Here is a 20,484-nt window from a genome sequence, read left to right on the forward strand (position 1 = left end):
TGTTATGGAAAAAATTACATTGACCGTGCCCGCCAGCCGCGAAGTAAGCGGCAGGGCGCTGGCAGGCGTCGTCGGCTCCGGGGATATGGAGGTGTTGTTCGCCGCCGAACCGGGCCAGACCTTAACCGTTGATATCACCACTTCAGTCGACAACAGCCGTGGTCGCTGGGAGGCGCTGTTCAACCGTCTGCACACCGTCAGCAGCCTGCCCGCAGGCAAACTGACCATCCACGACTTCGGCGCGACGCCGGGCGTGGCGCGCATTCGCATCGAACAGGTCTTTGAGGGGGTGAGCCATGCGTAACGACAGCAGCTTTATCGAACTAAAAGCGCGCCAGCGCGCGCAGGCCCTGCTTGACGAGGGCAGCTACCGCGAATTGTTGGACCCGTTTGAAGGCATTATCTCTCCGTGGCTTGGGCCGCAGGGGATTGTTCCGCAGGCCGATGACGGCATGGTCGTCGCAAAAGGCACCATCAACGGTCAGCCTGCGGTCGTCGTCGCGATTGAAGGCGCGTTCCAGGGCGGCAGCATGGGTGAAGTGTCCGGCGCCAAAATGGCGGCGGCGCTGGAGCTGGCGGCAGAAGATAACCGCAACGGCATTCCGACGCAGGCGGTGCTGTGCCTCGAAACCGGCGGCGTGCGTCTGCAGGAAGCTAACCTCGGCCTGGCGGCGATTGCCGATATCCACGCCGCGATTGTTGACCTGCGCCGGTATACCCCGGTGGTCGGGATTGTTGCCGGGACCGTGGGCTGCTTCGGCGGGATGTCCATCGCCGCAGCGCTGTGCAGCTACCTGATCGTGACCCGCGAAGCGCGTCTTGGCCTCAACGGCCCGCAGGTTATCGAGCAGGAAGCGGGCATTGATGAGTACGACTCCCGCGACCGTCCGTTTATCTGGAGCATGACCGGCGGCGAAGTGCGCTATCAAAGCGGTCTGGTGGATGCGCTGGTAGGCGACGGCGTAAACGCGGTGAAAGCGGCGATGATCGAGGCGATTGCGAAAGGCGTACCGGCGAAACACCGCACCGATAACTACGACGATTACCTGAACCGTCTGACGAATTTCGACACCCGCAAACAGGCCGATGCCGAACAGATTAACGCGCTTTTTGCCCGGGAGGTGAAATGATGAGTAACGCAATGAGCCGCGGCGAGCTTTGGCTGAAAACTCTCGCCCCGAACGCCAAACGTGTGGAAGGGTTATGCCCGTCCGTGCAGGCGGCAGACGGCGAGCTTAATGGTGAAGCGGTGCGCTTTGTGGCCGTGGTGCCGGATGCCAACAACCACTTCCCGCGCGCCGCGAAAGGCGAAGTCGGTCTGCTGGAGGGCTGGACCCTGGCGAAAGTGGTCAGCGAAACCGTCGCGGCGGATGCCGATAAGGCCGTTAAGCGCCCGATTGTGGCGGTGATTGACGTCCCAAGCCAGGCCTACGGCCGTCGTGAAGAGGCGTTTGGTATTCACCAGGCGCTGGCGGGAGCCGCTGCCGCGTATGCGAACGCGCGCCTGGCCGGTCATCCGGTGATTGGGCTTATCGTCGGCAAGGCGATGTCCGGTGCGTTTCTGGCGCACGGCTACCAGGCCAACCGCCTGATTGCCTTTAACGACAAAGGTGTGCTGATCCACGCGATGGGCAAAGAGTCTGCGGCGCGCATTACGCTGCGTACCGTCGAGGCGCTGGAAAAACTGGCGGCAACCATTCCGCCAATGGCGTATGACATCAGCAACTACGCCACGCTGGGGCTGCTTTCTAACCTGCTGGACATCAGCAACCCGGATGCCCCATCCGATCACGATCTGGCGCAGGTGAAAACCACTCTGCAACAGGCCATCAGTGACGCTCGTCAGGACACCACGCTGAAAAACCGTCTGGGTGCTGACAACCGCCGCAGCTCGGCGCTCGTACGCGAACGTATGCGAGCCAGCTGGTAAGTAAAAAAAGACCTGCCAGAGATGCAAACCCTCGTGGGCGCGCCCGCTGCGCCCGCGTGGGAGCCTGCATCCTGAAAAATAATAAACATCGCACCAGTGCTAAAACTTTTTTACTACAGGTGATTTATGACTTACGTAATTGTTCATGCTCTTGCACCGATTTTCGTCATCATGCTGCTGGGATTCTGGGCCGGTAAGGCAAAGATGGTCGATAACAAAAACGTTTCCCTGCTCAATATCTTCGTGATGGATTTTGCACTGCCTGCCGCGCTGTTTAGCGCCACCGTGCAAACGCCGTGGACCGGCATCGTGGCGCAGTCGCCGCTGATCCTGGTGCTGACCCTGGCGATGTGGATCACCTATGCGGTCATCTACTTCCTTGCCACCAAAATCTTTAAGAAATCCCCGCAGGACGCGGCGGTGCTGACGCTTACCGTTGCCCTGCCAAACTACGCGGCGCTCGGTCTGCCGATTCTGGGCAGCGTGCTGGGTGAAGGATCTTCCACGTCGCTTTCCGTTGCGGTCTCTATTGCCTGCGGTTCGGTGCTGATGACCCCGTTCTGCCTGCTGATCCTGGAGCGCGAGAAAGCGCGCGCCGAGGGGAATAATTCCGGCTCAACGCTCTCCATGCTGCCGGTGCTGATGTGGCGTTCCATTAAAAAACCGATCGTGATGGGTCCGCTGCTGGGCGTGATTCTCTCCGCCATCGGCATCAAAATGCCGGAACTGGTGCTTGCCGCGATTAAACCGCTGGGGCTGTCCGCCACCGCTGCGGCGCTGTTCCTGACCGGGGTGATCCTCTCTGCCCGCAAGCTGCAGATCAACACCATGGTGATTACGTCAACCATCGCCAAGCTGCTGATTCAGCCCGCGATTGCCTGGGGTATCGTGCTGACCTTCGGTCTGCACGGCTCGGTGGCGATTACCGCTATCCTGATGATTGCGCTCTCCGCGGGCTTCTTCGGCGTGGTGTTCGGTAACCGCTTTGGCGTGCAGTCGCCGGATGCTGAAGCCGTGCTGCTGTTAAGTTCCGTACTGTGTATCCTGTCGCTGCCGCTGTTTATCTCGCTGACTTCAGGAATGTAATCATGACCACAACATTACGCCCGCACGACCTCATCTGGCTTACCGCACGCGACGCGCTGGAAGGCATCACCGAATCCTGGGTGGAGGCGGCATGGCATATCGGCCTGCCGGTAGTGGTGCGGCGTGATGTTGATAATGAAGGCCGTATTCCCGTTGGCGTGCGCGGCCTGCGTCGCGACCAGCGAGCGGCCGGATGGGTGAAGCCGGAAAACGTGCTGCGTGTGGTATCACCGGAAGACCTGTGTGCCACCGCCGATCTGCTGCGCTCGCCCTTTGTGACCCAGCCGCCGGTTCAGGTGGCGCTGCAGCTGGCTCAGCAGGCGTGGCCGTGGACGTGGGGCATTACCGGCAGCACCGGCTACGCGCTGGCGACCGGTATTCCGGTTATTCATGCCGACAGCGATCTCGATCTGCTGATCCGCGCTCCGCACCCCGTTTCCCCTGATGCGTTTGCTGGCTGGCAGTCTCAGCTTGGCCGGGCGCTGTGTCGGGCGGATACGCAGGTGGATACGCCCGAAGGGGGATTTGCGTTGGCGGAGTGGCTGCGCGACGGCAAAACGCTGCTAAAAACTCAATGCGGACCGCGCCTGGTGGCGGATCCGTGGCGCAGGGAGGAGTGATGAAAATACTGTTTACCTTTCCGGGGCAGGGCACGCAGCACGAAGGCATGCTGCAAAATTTGCCGGGAACGGAGCTGGAACAGGCGCGAGAGGTGCTTGGCGCCGAAGTGGATACGCTGGACAGTGCAGCCTCACTCGCTCACACCCGCGCGGTTCAGCTTTCGCTGCTGATTTCCGGCGTGGCCTGGGCGCGCGAGCTGGAGCGTCGCGGCGTGACGCCGGATATTGTTAGCGGGCTGTCCATCGGCGCTTATCCGGCGGCGGTTATCGCGGGCGCGCTGGATTTTTCGGACGCGCTGAGGCTGGTGGCGCTGCGCGGTGACCTGATGGAGCAGGCGTATCCGCACGGCTACGGCCTGACGGCCATCATGGGCTTGACCCTGCCGCAGGTGGAAACGCTGATTGAAGGCACCGGAACCTACGTTGCTAACCTGAACGCCGAAACGCAGATCGTCATCGCCGGAACCGATGAGGGGATGGCGCAGGTGGCAGAACGCGCGCTGGCAAAAGGGGCGAGCAAGGCCAGGCGGCTGGCGGTTAGCGTGCCGTCGCACTGCGCGCTGCTGGCGGAACCGGCGAAAAAGCTGGCGTCGGCGTTTGAGCCCGTTACGCTGGCTCGTCCACGCTGCGCCTACCTGAGCGGCAGTACCGGTCGCGTGCTCTGGCAGCCGGAAAAGATTGCCGACGATCTGGCGATGAACATGGCGCGAACCGTGCGCTGGCAGGAGGCGGTGATCTCCGCTAACGAACGCGAAGCGCGGCTGGCGATTGAAATGCCGCCTGGCGGCATATTGACCTGCCTGACGCGCCAGGCCGCGTGGGAAGGGGAAACCCTTTCACTGGAGCGCAGCGGGGTGGACGTGGCGGTGCATCTGGCGGGGCGGCTTCAGCGATGAGTTTTTTGCCCGGTGGCGGCTGCGCCTTACCGGGCCTACGGGTTCGGTTGTATTATTTTGTAGGCCGGGTAAGACGCAACGCGTCGCCACCCGGCAAGGCCTCAGGCTCCGTCCTGCAAACTTCTGGCATACATCCGCCCTTCGGCGGCTAATGCCCGCAGGCTCGGGTCCTGCTCGCGGTTGCGGGCGAAGACAATCGCGATCAGCTGCTGCATCTGGTACGGCTCCGCCAGCTTCAACAGCTGCACGGAATTCTCGTAGACCTTCTTCATCCTTCCCGGCATCAGCGTAAAGCCGACGCCCGCCTGCACCAGGCTCAGCATCGAGAAAATGTCATTTACGCGCGTGACGATTTCCGGCTCGAACCCGGCGATATGAAACGCTTCCTGGAAGCCGGCGTAGGTCGCAAAGCCTTCTGCAAGCGCGACAAATTTCTGATCTTTATAATCACGCAGATCCGCTGGCCCGTGGGTATTCAGCGTGGCGGAAGCCGGTGCGGCAAGGAAGATGTCGTCATGGAACAGTGGCAGAACTTCAAGGCTGTTGCGATCGATATCGCTTTCGGAGATGGAGATAAGAATCGCGTCCAGCGAGCCTTCATCCAGCATGTGCAGCAGGGTGTCGTTGGAGCCCATCGTCAGATCCATCTCCAGATCCGGACGGCGCAGCTTCATGCCCATAATCAGACGCGGTACGGTTTCCAGGGTGAGCGAGTAGAGCGTGCCCACGCGTAAGCGCCCCTGGCCGATACCGGCGATTTTGCGAGACTCCTCCAGCCCGCGCTCCATCACCTGCATCACCTCCTGGCAATACTCCAGCAGCGTCCACGCGGAGGGGAGCGCAATCAGGTTACGCCCCTTGTGGGTAAAGAGCGGGCAGCGCACGTTCTCTTCCAGCGTGTGCAGCGCGCGGTGCACGCTGACGCCGCTCAGGCCCAGCGTTTCGGCGGTACGTGCGATATTCCCCTTCTCCATAAACGTCATGAAGATGCTGAGCTTGCGGAATGTAATATCGCTCGTCGTATCGAAACGCATAACCCTCCCGATGGTTTAGTCGGCCTGAAGCATGGCTTCCAGCTGTTCCTGCGCGTCCAGCCACGCCATTTCGCACTCTTCGAGGCTGGATTTGGTTTTCGCCTGGGTTTGCAGACAGTCGGTCAGTTCCGCTTTGCGGCTTTGGTCGTAAAGCTCGCTGTCGCCCAGCTTCTCTTCAACGGTAGCCAGCGTGGCGTTGAGCTTTTCCATCTCTTTTTCAAGACGGGCAATCTCTTTACGCAGCGGCTGCGTCTGGGTGCGCAGCTCCGCTTCACGGCGCTTCTGGTCTTTACGCGACTGCGCGCTGTTGGCGTTGTCTTTCGCTGACTCTTCCGGCTGGTTCTCCTGCTTTTGCACGTCCGTCAGCCACTGCTGGTAGTCTTCCAGATCGCCGTCGAACGGTTCAACTTTGCCGCCGTGCACCAGGTAGAGATCGTCCGTTGTAGAGCGGATTAGGTGGCGGTCGTGCGAAACCACAACCAGCGCGCCTTCGAACTCGATCAGCGCTTCGGTCAGCGCCTGACGCATGTCGAGATCCAGGTGGTTGGTCGGTTCATCGAGCAGCAGCAGGTTCGGGCGCTGCCAGACGATCAGCGCCAGCACCAGACGGGCTTTTTCACCCCCGGAGAAGCGCTCGGTGTTTTCCGTCACCTTATCGCCCTGGAACCCGAAGCCGCCGAGATAGTCGCGTAGTTTCTGCTCCATCTCCTGCGGCGCCAGACGCGCCAGGTGTTGAATCGGCGATTCATCCGCGCGTAAAAATTCCAGCTGATGCTGGGCGAAGTAGCCCAGCTTGATGCCCTTCGCCAGGCCGATTTCACCGCTGACCGGGTAAAGCTCGCCCGCCAGCAGTTTGATCAGCGTCGATTTACCGGCGCCGTTACGCCCCAGCAGACCAATGCGCGAACCCGGCACCAGGTTGAGCTTGATGGAATCGAGAATAATGCGCTCGGCATAGCCCGCGCTGACCTTCTCCATCTTCAGCAGCGGGTTCGGCAGGCTTTCAGGCTCGCGGAAGCTGAAGTGGAACGGGTTATCCACGTGCGCCGGGGCAATCATCTCCATGCGCTCCAGCATCTTGATGCGGCTCTGGGCCTGCTTGGCTTTTGAGGCTTTGGCCTTGAAGCGATCCACAAAGCTCTGCAGGTGCGCCACGCGCTGCTGCTGGCTTTCGTACATGGACTGCTGCTGGGCAAGGCGCGTCGCGCGCTGGCGCTCGAAGGAGCTGTAGTTGCCGGTGTACTCGAACATCGTTTGCTGTTCGATGTGAATGATTTTATCCACCACCGGGTCGAGGAAGTCACGGTCGTGGGAGATCAGAATCAGAGTGCCCTGATAGCTCTTCAGCCACTTCTCCAGCCAAATAACGGCATCAAGATCGAGGTGGTTGGTCGGTTCATCGAGCAGCAGCAGGTCAGAGCGGCAGATCAGCGCCTGCGCCAGGTTGAGGCGCATGCGCCAGCCGCCCGAGAAGTCACTGACCGGGCGTTCCAGCTGTTCATTGCTGAAGCCCAGGCCGTGCAGCAGGCTGGAGGCGCGGGAGCGAATGGTCCAGGCGTCGATGGCGTCCAGCTTGCCGTGAACGGTGGCGATGGCGTGACCGTCGTTGCGCTCGTTCGCGGCGTTGAGTTCTGCCTCGAGCTTGCGGTATTCACGGTCGCCGTCGATAACATAGTCGAGCGCCGGCTCACTCAGCGCAGGCGTCTCCTGGTTTACCCAGGCAAGCTGCCAGTTCCCCGGGAAGGTAAAGTTACCGCCATCCGCGCTAATCTCGTTTTTCAGCAACGCCAGCAGGGTGGATTTACCGCAGCCGTTTTTGCCGACCAGACCCACTTTTTGGCCCGGGTTGATGGTAGCAGTGGCGTTATCCAGCAGGACGCGCACGCCGCGACGAATTTGTAACGAGGAGAAAACAATCATAGAAGCGCCGTATGTTCCGACTATGTTAATTTGTCATTATGATAATGTAAGGTGTGGGCCATTTTCCCCACCGGGCCGCCATGGTAGCCCAAAACAACGACGATACACAAAAACAGAAACAAGACCGGGAGGGGAATGATGTCTCAGACAGCAAAGGTGCTGCTGCTGTATGCCCATCCGGAATCTCAGGACTCGGTGGCGAACCGGGTGCTGCTTAAGCCGGCTACACAGCTCAGTAACGTAACGGTGCACGATCTCTACGCGCACTATCCTGATTTCTTTATTGATATTCCTTACGAGCAGGAACTGCTGCGTCAGCATGACGTCATTGTGTTCCAGCATCCGCTTTATACCTATAGCTGCCCGGCGCTGCTGAAAGAGTGGCTGGACCGCGTGCTGAGCCGGGGCTTCTCCAGCGGGGTGGGGGCAACCAGCTGGCGGGAAAGTACTGGCGTAGCGTCATCACGACCGGTGAACCAGAAAGCGCTTACCGTCACGACGGGCTGAACCGCTATCCGATGAGCGACATTCTGCGGCCCTTCGAGCTGACGGCGGCGATGTGCCGTATGCACTGGATGAGCCCGATTATTGTCTACTGGGCGCGACGCCAGCAGCCACAAGAGCTGGCGAGCCACGCCAGAGCCTACGGTGAATGGCTGGCCTCACCGATTCCGGCAGGAGGTCGTTGATGGAAGGATCGAATTTACTCCTCGCCGGGGTGTTGTTTTTATTTGCGGCGGTTGTTGCGGTGCCGCTTGCGGCACGTATCGGTATCGGTGCAGTCCTGGGGTATTTGTTGGCGGGGATCGCCATCGGCCCCTGGGGGCTGGGATTCATCAGCGATGTGGATGAGATCCTCCACTTCTCTGAACTGGGCGTCGTATTCCTGATGTTCATCATCGGCCTTGAACTGAACCCGTCCAAGCTGTGGCAGCTTCGACGCTCCATCTTCGGCGTGGGGGCGGCACAGGTGCTGTTTAGCGCCGCGATTCTGGGCGGGCTGCTCATGCTGACGCAGTTTTCCTGGCAGGCGGCGGTGATCGGCGGGATTGGCCTCGCGATGTCGTCGACGGCGATGGCGCTGCAGCTGATGCGTGATAAAGGAATGAATCGCAACGAAGCCGGTCAGCTGGGCTTTTCGGTGCTGCTGTTCCAGGATTTGGCCGTCATCCCGGCGCTGGCGCTGGTGCCGCTGCTGGCAGGATCCGGTGACGATCATTTTGACTGGGTAAAAATCTCCATGAAGGTGCTGGCCTTCGCGGGGATGCTGATTGGCGGGCGTTTCTTACTGCGTCCGGTGTTCCGCTTTATTGCCGCCTCGGGCGTTCGTGAAGTGTTTACCGCCGCGACGCTGCTGCTGGTGCTTGGCTCTGCGCTGTTTATGGATGCGCTGGGGCTGTCGATGGCGCTGGGGACGTTCATTGCCGGGGTGCTGCTGGCGGAGAGCGAATATCGTCACGAACTGGAAATTGCCATCGATCCGTTTAAGGGGCTGCTGTTAGGGCTGTTCTTTATTTCGGTCGGCATGGCGCTGAACCTTGGTGTGCTTTATACCCATCTGCTGTGGGTGGCCGTGAGCGTGGCGGTGCTGGTGGCGGTGAAAACGCTGGTGCTCTACGTACTGGCCCGTATTTACGGGCTGCGTAGCTCGGAACGCATGCAGTTTGCCAGCGTGCTAAGCCAGGGAGGAGAGTTCGCGTTTGTGCTGTTCTCTACCGCATCTTCCCAAAAACTCTTCAAAGATGACCAGATGGCGCTGCTGCTGGTGACGGTCACGCTGTCGATGATGACCACGCCGCTGCTGATGAAGCTGGTGGATAAACTGCTGTCGCGCCGGTTTAACCCAGCTGATGATGAAGATGAAGCGCCCTGGGTGGAGGATGATAAGCCACAGGTTATCGTCGTGGGTTTTGGCCGTTTCGGACAGGTGATTGGGCGTTTGCTGATGGCGAACAAAATGCGCATCACGGTACTGGAGCGCGATATTAGCGCGGTCAACCTGATGCGCAAATATGGCTATAAGGTTTACTACGGCGACGCGACCCAGCTCGAGCTGCTGCGCTCGGCGGGGGCGGAAGCGGCAGAGTCCATCGTGATTACCTGCAATGACCCGGAAGATACCATGAAGCTGGTGGAGCTGTGTCAGCAGCATTTCCCGCATCTGCATATTCTGGCGCGTGCGCGGGGACGTGTTGAAGCTCACGAATTGTTGCAGGCGGGTGTGAAACACTTCTCCCGTGAGACATTCTCCAGTGCGCTGGAGTTGGGCCGTAAGGCGCTGATCTCGCTCGGCATGCATCCGCATCAGGCACAGCGCGCCCAGATGCACTTCCGCCGGCTGGATATGCGGATGCTGCGCGAGCTGATGCCGGTCCATACCGATACGGCGCAAATCTCCCGCGTGCGGGAAGCGCGTCGCGAGCTGGAGGAGATCTTCCAGAGAGAGATGCAACAGGAACGACGCCAACTGGACGGCTGGGACGAATTTGAATAAAGGGTAACGAAAGATGGCTGTACGTAAACGCTTTATCGCGGGGGCAAAATGCCCGACCTGCCAGGCGCAAGATACTTTGGCTATGTGGCGTGAGAATAATATTGATGTAGTTGAGTGTGTTAAGTGCGGTCACCAGATGCGTGAGGCTGATAAAGAGGCCCGCGATCACGTTCGCAAAGAAGAGCAAGTGATCGGCATTTTTCATCCGGACTAGCGATATGCCCTGAGTTTTTTTAAGCTAAAGGGTACACGGGTGCAGATTTCCGCTACAATCTGCGCCAGCAATTTTCCCACGCTCAGGAGATATCATGAAAGTAGCAAAAGACCTGGTGGTCAGCCTGGCCTATCAGGTACGTACAGAAGACGGTGTGTTGGTTGATGAGTCTCCGGTGAGTGCGCCGCTTGACTACCTGCATGGTCACGGCTCCCTGATTTCTGGCCTGGAAACAGCGCTGGAAGGTCATGACGTTGGCGACAAATTTGACGTTGCTGTAGGCGCGAACGACGCTTACGGTCAGTATGACGACAACCTGGTTCAGCGCGTTCCTAAAGACGTGTTCATGGGCGTTGACGAACTGCAGGTTGGCATGCGCTTCCTGGCGGAAACCGACCAGGGCCCGGTGCCGGTTGAAATCACTGAAGTTGAAGACGACCACGTTGTGGTTGACGGCAACCACATGCTGGCTGGCCAGAACCTGAAATTCAACGTAGAAGTTGTTGCGATCCGTGAAGCAACCGAAGAAGAACTGGCTCATGGCCACGTTCACGGTGCACACGGTCACGACCATGACCACGATGGCTGCTGCGGTGGTCACGGCCACGATCACGACCATGGTCACGACCACGGTAAAGGTGGTTGCGGCAACGGCGGCTGCGGCTGCCACTAATACCCGTCGTCTTTCAAGCCGCTGGTGCGTTGGCTGCGCTTTCAAACCCCGGTCACATAGTTATCTATGCTCTCGGGGATTTTCAAGCTTGCCGCCTTCCTGCGACTCGAAATCCATAGGGTATTTGACATGTAGGCCCGGTAAGCTTCGGGTATGAACCGGAAACATGGGTAACACTTTAGACCGGATACATGGGTAACAGTTATAACTGGCATAGAAGAGGAGACTCGCTATGCCCTGGACTGAGACCCGACCTATGCAACGCCTTGATTTTATCCGTGCCTGCCATGCAGGTACGGACTCCTTCTCCGCGCTTTGCCGTCTTTTTGGCATCAGCCGTAAAACCGGCTATAAATGGCTTCAGCGTTTTGACCCCGCTGACCTGTCATCTCTCTCTGACCGGTCGCGCGCGCCACACTCCCACTCCCGGACGGTTCCTGATGATATCGCCGGACAGCTTACGGCCCTGAGGCAAAAACACCCTGACTGGGGTCCGAAAAAACTGCGGATGTGGCTGCTCAATCATCATGTCGATTTTACCGTACCTGCTGCCAGCACTATCGGCGATATCCTCAAGCGTGAAGGCCTGGTTCCGGATAAAAAGCGAAAACGCAGGACCCCGGGCAATCGCCAGCCCCTGACCACCATCAGTGAGAACAATCAGGTCTGGAGCGCTGATTTTAAAGGCAAGTTCAGGCTGCTGAGCAGAGAGTACTGCCATCCCTTCACCCTGACCGACAATCACAGCCGGTATCTTCTGAGCTGCCGGGGAACCGACCGGGAGAGTGAGCCCTTCGTCAGACAGTGCCTGACGGATGCGTTCCTGGAATACGGTCTGCCGGAAGTGCTCAGAACCGATAACGGTCAGCCCTTCGCGGGAACAGGGATAGCCGGACTAAGTCGTCTTGCCGTCTGGCTAATCAAGCTGGGCATCAGGCCTGAGCGTATCAGGAAGGGGCATCCGGAAGAAAATGGCCGTCATGAGCGAATGCACCGCTCCCTGAAAAGTGCGGTGAAACAGGGCAACACCTTCATGACGATGGAAGAACAACAGCGGTGGTTCAGTGACTACCGGGAAGAATTTAACCACGAAAGGCCGCATGAAGCTCTGGCGGGTGCAACGCCCGGAACGGTATGGCACCCCTCGAACCGACACTGGGATGGCCGTGTTCCTGAATACGCGTATCCGGAAGGCGGTACGGTCTACAGGGTGAAATCGAGGGGGACACTCTATATGGGGAAAAAGGGGACGGTGTTCCTGAGTGAAGCGCTGACTGATGAGTACATCATGCTGGAAGAACAGGATGATGGCCTTGAGGCCATCATCTTTAACGGAATAACGCTTGCGTACTACGACCGAAAAACCGAGAGTGTGCTCCGGATAGACTGAAAAGTGTTACCTATGTTCCCGGTCTGATCTGTCACCTATGTATCCGGTCATACATTCGCGCCACCGGGCACAAAAAAAGCGGGATAATCCCGCTTTTTTTACGCCTCAATAATGAGGTGGTGGCGTCTCTTCTGACTGAGAGGCGATGTGCGACGACTGCGTTGCCTTCACTTTTTCAGTGAGCAGGCGCATCAGATCGCGCAGCTTTGCCATTTCAAGTTCATGGGCGGTTACGGTCTGGTTAAGTTCTTCGATGGTGATGTCCTGAAAAGCCAGTCGGCTTTCCAGCTCAGCCAGTCTCGCTTCAATCAATGTGTCCTTCATGGTTCACCTCGTCAATTTCACACTCGCCATAATGGGCCTGCGGCGGCGAAGTTTAACTGAGTTTATCCTCAAGTGCAGTATCCATCCCTTTGGCAAGAAACTTATTTAAACAAAAATAGTCTGAAAAGAGACGAGAATCGGGAGAGTCTGTCTGTAGATTTCTTCCGCAACGATTTATAGTACGTCACTCATTTACGTTTAATGCTGGGGTGAAAGTCCCCAGGCCCTGGAGATATGGATGAAATCACTGTTCAAAGTAACGCTGCTGGCGACGACAATGGCTGTCGCACTGAATGCACCGCTGTCTTTCGCTGCTGACACTGCAGCGAAGCCTGCTGCAACTGCAGACAGCAAAGCGGCGTTCAAAAATGACGACCAGAAATCCGCCTACGCACTTGGCGCATCTCTGGGTCGTTACATGGAAAACTCTCTGAAAGAGCAAGAGAAACTGGGCATCAAACTGGACAAAGCTCAGCTGATCGCGGGTGTTCAGGATGCGTTTGCAGATAAGAGCAAACTGTCTGACCAGGAAATCGAACAGACTCTGCAGGCGTTTGAAGCGCGTGTGAAAGGTGCTGCTCAGACCAAAATGGAAGCAGATGCCAAAGACAACGAAGCGAAAGGCAAAGCCTACCGCGATACCTTTGCTAAAGAAAAAGGTGTAAAAACCTCCTCTACTGGCCTGGTGTACAAAGTTGAGAAAGAAGGTACCGGTGATGCGCCTAAAGACAGCGACACCGTTGTGGTTAACTACAAAGGTACTTTGATCGACGGTAAAGAGTTCGACAACTCTTACACCCGCGGTGAGCCTCTTTCCTTCCGTCTGGACGGTGTGATCCCGGGCTGGACCGAAGGCCTGAAGAACATCAAGAAAGGCGGAAAGATCAAGATGGTCATCCCACCGGATCTGGCTTACGGCAAAACCGGTGTTCCGGGTATCCCAGCGAACTCTACGCTGGTCTTTGACGTAGAGCTGCTGGACATCAAACCGGCACCTAAAGCGGATGCCAAGGCAGATGCTCCGGCTGACGATAAAGCCGCTGCTGCTAAGAAGTAATGCTGAAAAAAAACCGCCGCCTTTGAGGCGGCGGTTTTTTTATTGTAGGGCAGATATAATTAACACTGGAAAGCGCTATACACGCTGTATTAATTTAGTTGTCCGTGTAGATAATGAGCCTGCCCTGAAAACCTAACGACAGGCTCCTGAAAAGGAGTGTTTTTTTCATGTCCAGGTCGCTTTTAACCAACGAAACCAGTGAACTCGATTTGCTGGATCAACGTCCTTTTGACCAGACCGACTTCGATATTCTGAAATCCTACGAGGCGGTGGTGGACGGGTTAGCGATGCTCATTGGCTCCCACTGCGAAATCGTATTGCACTCCCTGCAAGATCTGAAGTGTTCCGCCATCCGCATTGCGAATGGTGAACATACTGGCCGTAAAATTGGTTCGCCAATCACCGACCTTGCATTGCGTATGTTGCATGACATGACCGGCGCGGACAGCAGCGTCTCCAAATGTTACTTCACCCGCGCCAAAAGCGGTGTGTTGATGAAATCAGAAACTATCGCCATTCGAAACCGTGACCATCGTGTCATCGGTTTGCTGTGCATCAACATGAACCTTGATGTACCGTTCTCGCAAATCATGAGTACCTTTATCCCACCAGAAACCCCAGATGTGGGCTCTTCTGTGAATTTTGCCTCCTCTGTTGAGGATCTGGTGACCCAGACGCTGGAGTTCACCATTGAAGAGGTGAATGCCGACCGCAACGTATCGAACAATGCCAAGAACCGTCAGATCGTACTGAACCTCTACGAGAAAGGGATTTTTGACATCAAAGACGCCATTAACCAGGTGGCCGATCGTCTGAATATCTCCAAGCACACGGTTTACCTCTACATTCGCCAGTTCAAAAGCGGCGATTTCCTGGGGCAAGACAAGTAATGCGTTTTGCGTTAATGGTGACAGGCCCGGCGTATGGCACTCAGCAGGCCAGCAGTGCGCTGCAGTTTGCTCATGCGCTACTTGAGGCTGGACACGAACTGGCGAGCGTCTTCTTCTATCGGGAAGGGGTCTATAACGCGAACCAGTTTACGTCACCGGCGAGCGATGAATTTGACCTTGTCCGCGCCTGGCAGGCATTAAACGAAAAGCAGGGCGTTGAGCTGCATATCTGCGTGGCTGCGGCATTGCGTCGCGGCGTGACGGATGCGGCCGAAGCGGAGCGTCTCGGCTTGCCAGGGGCTAACCTGCAGCCCGGGTTTTCGTTGAGTGGCCTGGGGGCACTGGCCCAGGCCGCGCTAACCTGCGACAGAGTGGTGCAGTTTTAATGAAGCGTGTTGCGTTTGTTTTTTCGTCTGCTCCCCATGGGAGTGCGTCTGGCAGAGAAGGGCTGGACGCGTTGCTTGCAACCTCCGCATTAACCGAAGATATTGGCGTATTCTTTCTGGGAGACGGCGTATTCCAGCTGCTGGCGGGCCAGCAACCGCAGGCAATTCTGGCGCGGGACTACATCGCTACCTTCAAAGTTTTACCGCTTTACGACATTGAAACCTTCTACGTGTGTGCTGACTCTTTGGCTGCGCGCGGTCTCAATGATAAGACGCCTTTCGTGTTGGATGTAACGCTCCTCCCTGCGGGTGCGCTGCGCGAACAACTCTCTCAATATGATACTGTTCTGACTTTCTGAGGCTGACATGCTGCACACCCTGAGCCATTCCCCGTGGCAATGTGATATCGACGCGTTACTGAGCATGTTGCGCGAAGGGGATGATTTGCTGCTGATTCAGGACGGTGTGCTTGCGGCGCTTGATGGTAGTCAGTTCGTTGAAATCCTCAGCAGTGCCCCCATATCCATCTCTGCGCTGAAAGACGATCTTGAAGCGCGAGGTCTTACTGGTCAAATTTCAGCCAAAATTGACGTGGTTGGCTATACTGATTTCGTCAATCTTACTGTGACACACCCCAGTCAAATGAACTGGTGATTTGAGATCGCTGTATATTTCTTGACACCTTTTCGACGTAGCCCTAAAATTTCGCGTCCTCATATTGTATGAGGTCGATTTATTACGTGTTTACGAAGCAAAAGCTAAAACCAGGAGCTATTTAATGGCAACAGTTAACCAGCTGGTACGCAAACCACGTGCACGCAAAGTTGCAAAAAGCAACGTGCCTGCACTGGAAGCCTGCCCGCAGAAACGTGGCGTATGTACTCGTGTATATACCACCACTCCTAAAAAACCAAACTCCGCACTGCGTAAAGTATGCCGTGTGCGTTTGACTAACGGTTTCGAAGTGACTTCCTACATCGGTGGTGAAGGTCACAACCTGCAGGAGCACTCCGTGATCCTGATCCGTGGCGGTCGTGTTAAAGACCTTCCGGGTGTTCGTTACCACACCGTTCGTGGTGCGCTCGACTGCTCAGGTGTTAAAGACCGTAAGCAGGCTCGCTCCAAGTACGGCGTGAAGCGTCCTAAGGCTTAATGGTTCTCCGTTAAGTAAGGCCAAACTGATTTATCTTAATGTCACACTAAACTCTTTGAGTTTTGGACAATCCTGAATTAACAACGGAGTATTCCCATGCCACGTCGTCGCGTCATTGGTCAGCGTAAAATCCTTCCAGATCCGAAATTCGGATCAGAACTGCTGGCAAAATTTGTAAATATCCTGATGGTAGATGGTAAAAAATCTACTGCAGAAGCAATCGTATACAGCGCGCTTGAGACCCTGGCTCAGCGTTCTGGTAAAAATGAACTGGAAGCTTTCGAAGTCGCTCTCGACAACGTTCGCCCAACTGTAGAAGTTAAGTCCCGCCGCGTTGGTGGTTCTACTTATCAGGTTCCAGTTGAAGTTCGTCCGGTTCGTCGTAATGCTCTGGCAATGCGTTGGATCGTTGAAGCTGCTCGTAAACGCGGTGATAAATCCATGGCTCTGCGTCTGGCGAACGAACTTTCTGATGCTGCAGAAAACAAAGGTACTGCAGTTAAGAAACGTGAAGACGTTCACCGTATGGCAGAAGCCAACAAGGCGTTCGCACACTACCGTTGGTAATCCCTTCGGAGTATTAGTCACCAGGCGGGCGCTTCAGAGAAGCCGCCCGCTCTGGGTAACTTAACTGAACGCCTAAAGAAACAAACGAGGAATCAAATGGCTCGTACAACACCCATCGCACGCTACCGTAACATCGGTATCAGTGCGCACATCGACGCCGGTAAGACCACTACTACCGAACGTATTCTGTTCTACACCGGTGTAAACCACAAAATCGGTGAAGTTCATGACGGCGCAGCCACCATGGACTGGATGGAACAGGAGCAGGAGCGTGGTATTACTATCACCTCCGCAGCGACTACTGCATTCTGGTCAGGTATGGCTAAGCAGTACGAACCGCATCGCGTAAACATCATCGACACCCCAGGCCACGTTGACTTCACCATCGAAGTAGAACGTTCCATGCGTGTTCTTGACGGCGCGGTAATGGTTTATTGCGCAGTTGGTGGTGTTCAGCCACAGTCTGAAACCGTATGGCGTCAGGCGAACAAATATAAAGTTCCACGCATCGCGTTCGTTAACAAAATGGACCGTATGGGTGCTAACTTCCTGAAAGTTGTTGGTCAGATCAAAACCCGTCTGGGCGCGAACCCTGTTCCGCTGCAGCTGGCAATTGGTGCTGAAGAAGGTTTCACCGGTGTTATCGACCTGGTGAAAATGAAAGCCATCAACTGGAACGAAGAAGACGCAGGCGTTACCTTCACTTACGAAGATATCCCAGCAGACATGCAGGACCTGGCTGACGAATGGCACCAGAACCTGATCGAGTCCGCTGCTGAAGCTTCTGAAGAGCTGATGGAGAAATACCTGGGTGGTGAAGAACTGACTGAAGAAGAGATCAAGAAAGCTCTGCGTCAGCGCGTTCTGAACAACGAAATCATCCTGGTAACCTGTGGTTCTGCGTTCAAGAACAAAGGTGTTCAGGCGATGCTGGATGCAGTAGTTGACTACCTGCCATCCCCAGTTGACGTACCTGCGATCAACGGCATCCTGGACGACGGTAAAGATACTCCGGCTGAGCGTCACGCAAGTGATGACGAGCCGTTCTCTGCACTGGCGTTCAAAATTGCTACCGACCCATTCGTGGGTAACCTGACCTTCTTCCGCGTTTACTCTGGTGTGGTTAACTCCGGTGACACCATCCTGAACTCCGTGAAAGCGGCGCGTGAGCGTTTTGGCCGTATCGTACAGATGCACGCTAACAAACGTGAAGAGATCAAAGAAGTTCGTGCGGGCGACATCGCTGCAGCGATCGGTCTGAAAGACGTGACTACTGGTGACACCCTGTGTAACCCAGATCACCCGATCATTCTGGAGCGTATGGAATTCCCTGAGCCGGTAATCTCCATCGCGGTTGAACCAAAAACCAAAGCTGACCAGGAAAAAATGGGTCTGGCTCTGGGCCGTCTGGCGAAAGAAGACCCATCATTCCGCGTATGGACTGATGAAGAATCTAACCAGACCATCATCGCTGGTATGGGTGAGCTGCACCTGGACATCATCGTTGACCGTATGAAGCGTGAATTCAACGTTGAAGCGAACGTGGGTAAACCTCAGGTTGCTTACCGCGAAGCGATTCGTGCGAAAGTTACCGATGTTGAAGGTAAACACGCTAAGCAGTCTGGTGGTCGCGGTCAGTACGGTCACGTTGTGATCGACATGTACCCACTGGAGCCGGGCTCTAACCCTAAAGGTTACGAGTTCATCAACGACATCAAAGGTGGTGTAATTCCTGGCGAATACATCCCAGCCGTTGATAAAGGCATCCAGGAGCAGCTGAAAGCGGGCCCTCTGGCTGGCTATCCAGTTGTTGACATGGGTGTTCGTCTGCACTTCGGTTCTTACCATGACGTTGACTCCTCTGAACTGGCGTTTAAACTGGCTGCGTCTATTGCCTTTAAAGAAGGCTTTAAGAAAGCAAAACCAGTTCTGCTTGAGCCGATCATGAAGGTTGAAGTAGAAACTCCTGAAGAGAACACCGGTGACGTTATCGGTGACTTGAGCCGTCGTCGCGGTATGCTGCGTGGTCAGGAATCTGAAGTAACTGGCGTTAAGATCCACGCTGAAGTTCCGCTGTCTGAAATGTTCGGATATGCAACTCAGCTGCGTTCTCTGACCAAAGGTCGTGCATCATACACTATGGAATTCCTGAAGTATGATGATGCGCCTAACAACGTTGCTCAGGCCGTTATTGAAGCCCGTGGTAAGTAATCCACAGGATTAAAACCTAAGTCCCGTGCTCTCTCCAAAGGGGAGAGCACTATAGTAAGGAATATAGCCGTGTCTAAAGAAAAATTTGAACGTACAAAACCGCACGTCAACGTTGGTACTATCGGCCACGTTGACCATGGTAAAACTACCCTGACTGCTGCAATCACTACCGTTCTGGCTAAAACCTACGGTGGTTCTGCTCGTGCATTCGACCAGATCGATAACGCACCAGAAGAAAAAGCTCGTGGTATCACCATCAACACTTCCCACGTTGAATACGACACCCCGACTCGCCACTACGCACACGTAGACTGCCCAGGCCACGCCGACTATGTTAAAAACATGATCACCGGTGCTGCGCAGATGGACGGCGCGATCCTGGTTGTTGCTGCGACTGACGGCCCAATGCCTCAGACTCGTGAGCACATCCTGCTGGGTCGTCAGGTAGGCGTTCCTTTCATCATCGTGTTCCTGAACAAATGCGACATGGTTGATGACGAAGAGCTGCTGGAACTGGTAGAGATGGAAGTTCGTGAACTGCTGTCTCAGTACGATTTCCCAGGCGACGATACCCCAATCGTTCGTGGTTCCGCGCTGAAAGCGCTGGAAGGCGAAGCAGAGTGGGAAGCAAAAATCATCGAACTGGCTGGCTTCCTGGATTCTTACATCCCAGAACCAGAGCGTGCGATTGACAAGCCGTTCCTGCTGCCAATCGAAGACGTATTCTCCATCTCCGGTCGTGGTACCGTTGTTACCGGTCGTGTAGAGCGCGGTATCATCAAAGTTGGTGAAGAAGTTGAAATCGTTGGTATCAAAGAGACTGCTAAGTCTACCTGTACTGGCGTTGAAATGTTCCGCAAACTGCTGGACGAAGGCCGTGCTGGTGAGAACGTTGGTGTTCTGCTGCGTGGTATCAAACGTGAAGAAATCGAACGTGGTCAGGTTCTGGCGAAGCCAGGCTCAATCAAGCCGCACACCAAGTTCGAATCTGAAGTGTACATCCTGTCCAAAGACGAAGGCGGCCGTCATACTCCGTTCTTCAAAGGCTACCGTCCACAGTTCTACTTCCGTACAACTGACGTGACCGGTACCATCGAACTGCCAGAAGGCGTTGAGATGGTAATGCCAGGCGACAACATCAAGATGGTTGTGACTCTGATCCACCCAATCGCGATGGACGACGGTCTGCGTTTCGCAATCCGTGAAGGCGGTCGTACCGTTGGCGCGGGCGTTGTTGCTAAAGTTCTGGGCTAATTAATTATGCCTGAATGAAAAAAGGACGCTTCGGCGTCCTTTTTTGTTTTCTGGCGGTTTGAACCTGTCACAAATTTTCGCATTTTTTGCCTGCTTCCGTCTCGCATCCCGGCGTTTGTGCTATTGTAATCATAACCATTCTCACTTACACTTTGCGCATATTTTGAACGGGAGTTTTTATGTACGTTTGTTTATGTAATGGTGTGAGTGACAAAAAAATACGTCAGGCCGTTCGCCAGTTTCAGCCACAGTCATTCCAGCAGCTTCGCAAGTTTGTTCCGGTGGGAAATCAATGCGGTAAATGCGTTCGCGCAGCGCGTGAGATTATGCAGGACGAATTGATGCAGATCCCGGAATTCAAAGAGATCGCGTAAGCCCGTATCTT

Annotated in this window: 23 protein-coding genes and 1 pseudogene; 21 read left to right on the forward strand and 3 right to left on the reverse strand. The window is 55.8% G+C overall.

Annotation, left to right across the window (positions count from 1 at the left end):
* The first annotated feature begins 4 nt into the window (after window positions 1–4).
* The 6 genes from mdcC to mdcH all read left to right on the forward strand — a co-directional run bounded on the left by mdcC (window position 5) and on the right by mdcH (window position 4,532).
* Window positions 5–304, forward strand: a complete 300-nt coding sequence (gene mdcC, locus EXW94_RS09790) for a malonate decarboxylase acyl carrier protein (RefSeq protein WP_010436321.1) — start codon at window positions 5–7, stop codon at window positions 302–304.
* A complete protein-coding gene (locus EXW94_RS09795) occupies window positions 297–1,130 on the forward strand; it encodes a biotin-independent malonate decarboxylase subunit beta (RefSeq protein WP_172701511.1) in 834 nt (277 codons plus the stop codon). Before mdcC ends, EXW94_RS09795 begins: the two co-directional genes overlap by 8 nt.
* Window positions 1,130–1,930, forward strand: a complete 801-nt coding sequence (mdcE, locus tag EXW94_RS09800) for a biotin-independent malonate decarboxylase subunit gamma (protein WP_174340099.1) — start codon at window positions 1,130–1,132, stop codon at window positions 1,928–1,930. The genes EXW94_RS09795 and mdcE overlap by 1 nt, the downstream gene beginning before the upstream one ends.
* Before the next feature lie 126 nt (window positions 1,931–2,056).
* Window positions 2,057–3,016 carry an AEC family transporter gene (locus tag EXW94_RS09805; RefSeq protein ID WP_174340033.1) on the forward strand — a complete coding sequence of 320 codons (960 nt, stop codon included), beginning with the start codon at window positions 2,057–2,059 and terminating at the stop codon, window positions 3,014–3,016.
* Between the two features lie 2 nt (window positions 3,017–3,018).
* Window positions 3,019–3,636, forward strand: coding sequence for a malonate decarboxylase holo-ACP synthase (locus tag EXW94_RS09810; RefSeq protein ID WP_174340034.1), 618 nt, complete (start codon window positions 3,019–3,021; stop codon window positions 3,634–3,636).
* Window positions 3,636–4,532 carry a malonate decarboxylase subunit epsilon gene (gene mdcH, locus EXW94_RS09815; protein ID WP_174340035.1) on the forward strand — a complete coding sequence of 299 codons (897 nt, stop codon included), beginning with the start codon at window positions 3,636–3,638 and terminating at the stop codon, window positions 4,530–4,532. Before EXW94_RS09810 ends, mdcH begins: the two co-directional genes overlap by 1 nt.
* Window positions 4,533–4,633: 101 nt before the next feature.
* On the opposite strand, the gene EXW94_RS09820 is transcribed toward mdcH, so the two are convergent.
* Window positions 4,634–5,566 (reverse strand): LysR substrate-binding domain-containing protein, encoded by a 933-nt coding sequence (locus tag EXW94_RS09820; protein WP_121426098.1) that lies wholly within the window; start codon window positions 5,564–5,566, stop codon window positions 4,634–4,636.
* A 15-nt stretch (window positions 5,567–5,581) separates the two neighbouring features.
* The gene (locus EXW94_RS09825) at window positions 5,582–7,486 is read right to left on the reverse strand and encodes an ABC transporter ATP-binding protein (RefSeq protein ID WP_174340036.1); all 1,905 of its coding nucleotides are present in this window, start codon (window positions 7,484–7,486) and stop codon (window positions 5,582–5,584) included.
* A gap of 138 nt (window positions 7,487–7,624) precedes the next feature.
* Between EXW94_RS09825 and kefG the strand changes: the two are divergent.
* The 5 genes and pseudogenes from kefG (at window position 7,625) to EXW94_RS09850 (ending at window position 12,257) form a co-directional block, all read left to right on the forward strand.
* A pseudogene (gene kefG / locus EXW94_RS09830) lies at window positions 7,625–8,175 on the forward strand (glutathione-regulated potassium-efflux system ancillary protein KefG).
* Window positions 8,175–9,980 (forward strand): glutathione-regulated potassium-efflux system protein KefB, encoded by a 1,806-nt coding sequence (kefB, locus tag EXW94_RS09835; protein WP_100167375.1) that lies wholly within the window; start codon window positions 8,175–8,177, stop codon window positions 9,978–9,980. Before kefG ends, kefB begins: the two are co-directional and overlap by 1 nt.
* A 13-nt stretch (window positions 9,981–9,993) precedes the next feature.
* On the forward strand, window positions 9,994–10,194 hold the full coding sequence (locus EXW94_RS09840) for a YheV family putative zinc ribbon protein (protein ID WP_010436300.1): 201 nt from the start codon (window positions 9,994–9,996) through the stop codon (window positions 10,192–10,194).
* Between the two features lie 94 nt (window positions 10,195–10,288).
* Window positions 10,289–10,867 carry a peptidylprolyl isomerase gene (slyD, locus tag EXW94_RS09845; protein ID WP_174340037.1) on the forward strand — a complete coding sequence of 193 codons (579 nt, stop codon included), beginning with the start codon at window positions 10,289–10,291 and terminating at the stop codon, window positions 10,865–10,867.
* A gap of 232 nt (window positions 10,868–11,099) precedes the next feature.
* Window positions 11,100–12,257: a DDE-type integrase/transposase/recombinase gene (locus EXW94_RS09850; RefSeq protein ID WP_174339330.1), complete on the forward strand. Its 1,158-nt coding sequence runs from the start codon at window positions 11,100–11,102 to the stop codon at window positions 12,255–12,257.
* Between the two features lie 105 nt (window positions 12,258–12,362).
* On the opposite strand, the gene EXW94_RS09855 is transcribed toward EXW94_RS09850, so the two are convergent.
* The gene (locus EXW94_RS09855; RefSeq protein WP_010436296.1) at window positions 12,363–12,581 is read right to left on the reverse strand and encodes a protein SlyX; all 219 of its coding nucleotides are present in this window, start codon (window positions 12,579–12,581) and stop codon (window positions 12,363–12,365) included.
* Window positions 12,582–12,819: 238 nt separating this feature from the next.
* Between EXW94_RS09855 and fkpA the strand changes: the two genes are divergently transcribed.
* The 10 genes from fkpA (at window position 12,820) to bfd (ending at window position 20,473) form a co-directional block, all read left to right on the forward strand.
* Entirely contained in the window at window positions 12,820–13,638 is an 819-nt protein-coding gene (gene fkpA, locus EXW94_RS09860; RefSeq protein WP_010436293.1) for an FKBP-type peptidyl-prolyl cis-trans isomerase, read from the forward strand.
* Between the two features lie 167 nt (window positions 13,639–13,805).
* Window positions 13,806–14,528, forward strand: a complete 723-nt coding sequence (locus EXW94_RS09865) for a transcriptional regulator (protein WP_023333674.1) — start codon at window positions 13,806–13,808, stop codon at window positions 14,526–14,528.
* A complete protein-coding gene (tusD, locus tag EXW94_RS09870; protein ID WP_029485212.1) occupies window positions 14,528–14,914 on the forward strand; it encodes a sulfurtransferase complex subunit TusD in 387 nt (128 codons plus the stop codon). Before EXW94_RS09865 ends, tusD begins: the two co-directional genes overlap by 1 nt.
* Window positions 14,914–15,273, forward strand: a complete 360-nt coding sequence (tusC, locus tag EXW94_RS09875; RefSeq protein ID WP_108417738.1) for a sulfurtransferase complex subunit TusC — start codon at window positions 14,914–14,916, stop codon at window positions 15,271–15,273. The genes tusD and tusC overlap by 1 nt, the downstream gene beginning before the upstream one ends.
* A gap of 7 nt (window positions 15,274–15,280) precedes the next feature.
* Window positions 15,281–15,568 carry a sulfurtransferase complex subunit TusB gene (tusB, locus tag EXW94_RS09880; protein ID WP_100167378.1) on the forward strand — a complete coding sequence of 96 codons (288 nt, stop codon included), beginning with the start codon at window positions 15,281–15,283 and terminating at the stop codon, window positions 15,566–15,568.
* Between the two features lie 124 nt (window positions 15,569–15,692).
* Complete coding sequence (gene rpsL / locus EXW94_RS09885) at window positions 15,693–16,067, forward strand: 30S ribosomal protein S12 (RefSeq protein ID WP_000246815.1); 375 nt, start codon at window positions 15,693–15,695, stop codon at window positions 16,065–16,067.
* Between the two features lie 96 nt (window positions 16,068–16,163).
* Complete coding sequence (gene rpsG, locus EXW94_RS09890; RefSeq protein ID WP_003861706.1) at window positions 16,164–16,634, forward strand: 30S ribosomal protein S7; 471 nt, start codon at window positions 16,164–16,166, stop codon at window positions 16,632–16,634.
* Window positions 16,635–16,730: 96 nt separating this feature from the next.
* Window positions 16,731–18,845 carry an elongation factor G gene (fusA, locus tag EXW94_RS09895; RefSeq protein WP_010436278.1) on the forward strand — a complete coding sequence of 705 codons (2,115 nt, stop codon included), beginning with the start codon at window positions 16,731–16,733 and terminating at the stop codon, window positions 18,843–18,845.
* Window positions 18,846–18,914: 69 nt separating this feature from the next.
* Window positions 18,915–20,099 (forward strand): elongation factor Tu, encoded by a 1,185-nt coding sequence (gene tuf, locus EXW94_RS09900; RefSeq protein WP_014068448.1) that lies wholly within the window; start codon window positions 18,915–18,917, stop codon window positions 20,097–20,099.
* Window positions 20,100–20,278: 179 nt separating this feature from the next.
* Window positions 20,279–20,473, forward strand: coding sequence for a bacterioferritin-associated ferredoxin (gene bfd, locus EXW94_RS09905; RefSeq protein WP_003863268.1), 195 nt, complete (start codon window positions 20,279–20,281; stop codon window positions 20,471–20,473).
* Window positions 20,474–20,484 lie beyond the last annotated feature (11 nt).

Origin of the sequence: Enterobacter sp. JMULE2, assembly GCF_013337145.1 — a bacterium.
Lineage (GTDB): Bacteria > Pseudomonadota > Gammaproteobacteria > Enterobacterales > Enterobacteriaceae > Enterobacter > Enterobacter mori.

Bases quoted from the DNA above. Each gene is read 5' to 3' on its own strand.
- mdcC (WP_010436321.1), top strand. From the start codon at position 5: ATGGAAAAAATTACATTGACCGTGCCCGCCAGCCGCGAAGTAAGCGGC.
- EXW94_RS09795 (WP_172701511.1), top strand. From the start codon at position 297: ATGCGTAACGACAGCAGCTTTATCGAACTAAAAGCGCGCCAGCGCGCG.
- mdcE (WP_174340099.1), top strand. From the start codon at position 1,130: ATGAGTAACGCAATGAGCCGCGGCGAGCTTTGGCTGAAAACTCTCGCC.
- EXW94_RS09805 (WP_174340033.1), top strand. From the start codon at position 2,057: ATGACTTACGTAATTGTTCATGCTCTTGCACCGATTTTCGTCATCATG.
- EXW94_RS09810 (WP_174340034.1), top strand. From the start codon at position 3,019: ATGACCACAACATTACGCCCGCACGACCTCATCTGGCTTACCGCACGC.
- mdcH (WP_174340035.1), top strand. From the start codon at position 3,636: ATGAAAATACTGTTTACCTTTCCGGGGCAGGGCACGCAGCACGAAGGC.
- EXW94_RS09820 (WP_121426098.1), bottom strand. From the start codon at position 5,566: ATGCGTTTCGATACGACGAGCGATATTACATTCCGCAAGCTCAGCATC.
- EXW94_RS09825 (WP_174340036.1), bottom strand. From the start codon at position 7,486: ATGATTGTTTTCTCCTCGTTACAAATTCGTCGCGGCGTGCGCGTCCTG.
- kefB (WP_100167375.1), top strand. From the start codon at position 8,175: ATGGAAGGATCGAATTTACTCCTCGCCGGGGTGTTGTTTTTATTTGCG.
- EXW94_RS09840 (WP_010436300.1), top strand. From the start codon at position 9,994: ATGGCTGTACGTAAACGCTTTATCGCGGGGGCAAAATGCCCGACCTGC.
- slyD (WP_174340037.1), top strand. From the start codon at position 10,289: ATGAAAGTAGCAAAAGACCTGGTGGTCAGCCTGGCCTATCAGGTACGT.
- EXW94_RS09850 (WP_174339330.1), top strand. From the start codon at position 11,100: ATGCCCTGGACTGAGACCCGACCTATGCAACGCCTTGATTTTATCCGT.
- EXW94_RS09855 (WP_010436296.1), bottom strand. From the start codon at position 12,581: ATGAAGGACACATTGATTGAAGCGAGACTGGCTGAGCTGGAAAGCCGA.
- fkpA (WP_010436293.1), top strand. From the start codon at position 12,820: ATGAAATCACTGTTCAAAGTAACGCTGCTGGCGACGACAATGGCTGTC.
- EXW94_RS09865 (WP_023333674.1), top strand. From the start codon at position 13,806: ATGTCCAGGTCGCTTTTAACCAACGAAACCAGTGAACTCGATTTGCTG.
- tusD (WP_029485212.1), top strand. From the start codon at position 14,528: ATGCGTTTTGCGTTAATGGTGACAGGCCCGGCGTATGGCACTCAGCAG.
- tusC (WP_108417738.1), top strand. From the start codon at position 14,914: ATGAAGCGTGTTGCGTTTGTTTTTTCGTCTGCTCCCCATGGGAGTGCG.
- tusB (WP_100167378.1), top strand. From the start codon at position 15,281: ATGCTGCACACCCTGAGCCATTCCCCGTGGCAATGTGATATCGACGCG.
- rpsL (WP_000246815.1), top strand. From the start codon at position 15,693: ATGGCAACAGTTAACCAGCTGGTACGCAAACCACGTGCACGCAAAGTT.
- rpsG (WP_003861706.1), top strand. From the start codon at position 16,164: ATGCCACGTCGTCGCGTCATTGGTCAGCGTAAAATCCTTCCAGATCCG.
- fusA (WP_010436278.1), top strand. From the start codon at position 16,731: ATGGCTCGTACAACACCCATCGCACGCTACCGTAACATCGGTATCAGT.
- bfd (WP_003863268.1), top strand. From the start codon at position 20,279: ATGTACGTTTGTTTATGTAATGGTGTGAGTGACAAAAAAATACGTCAG.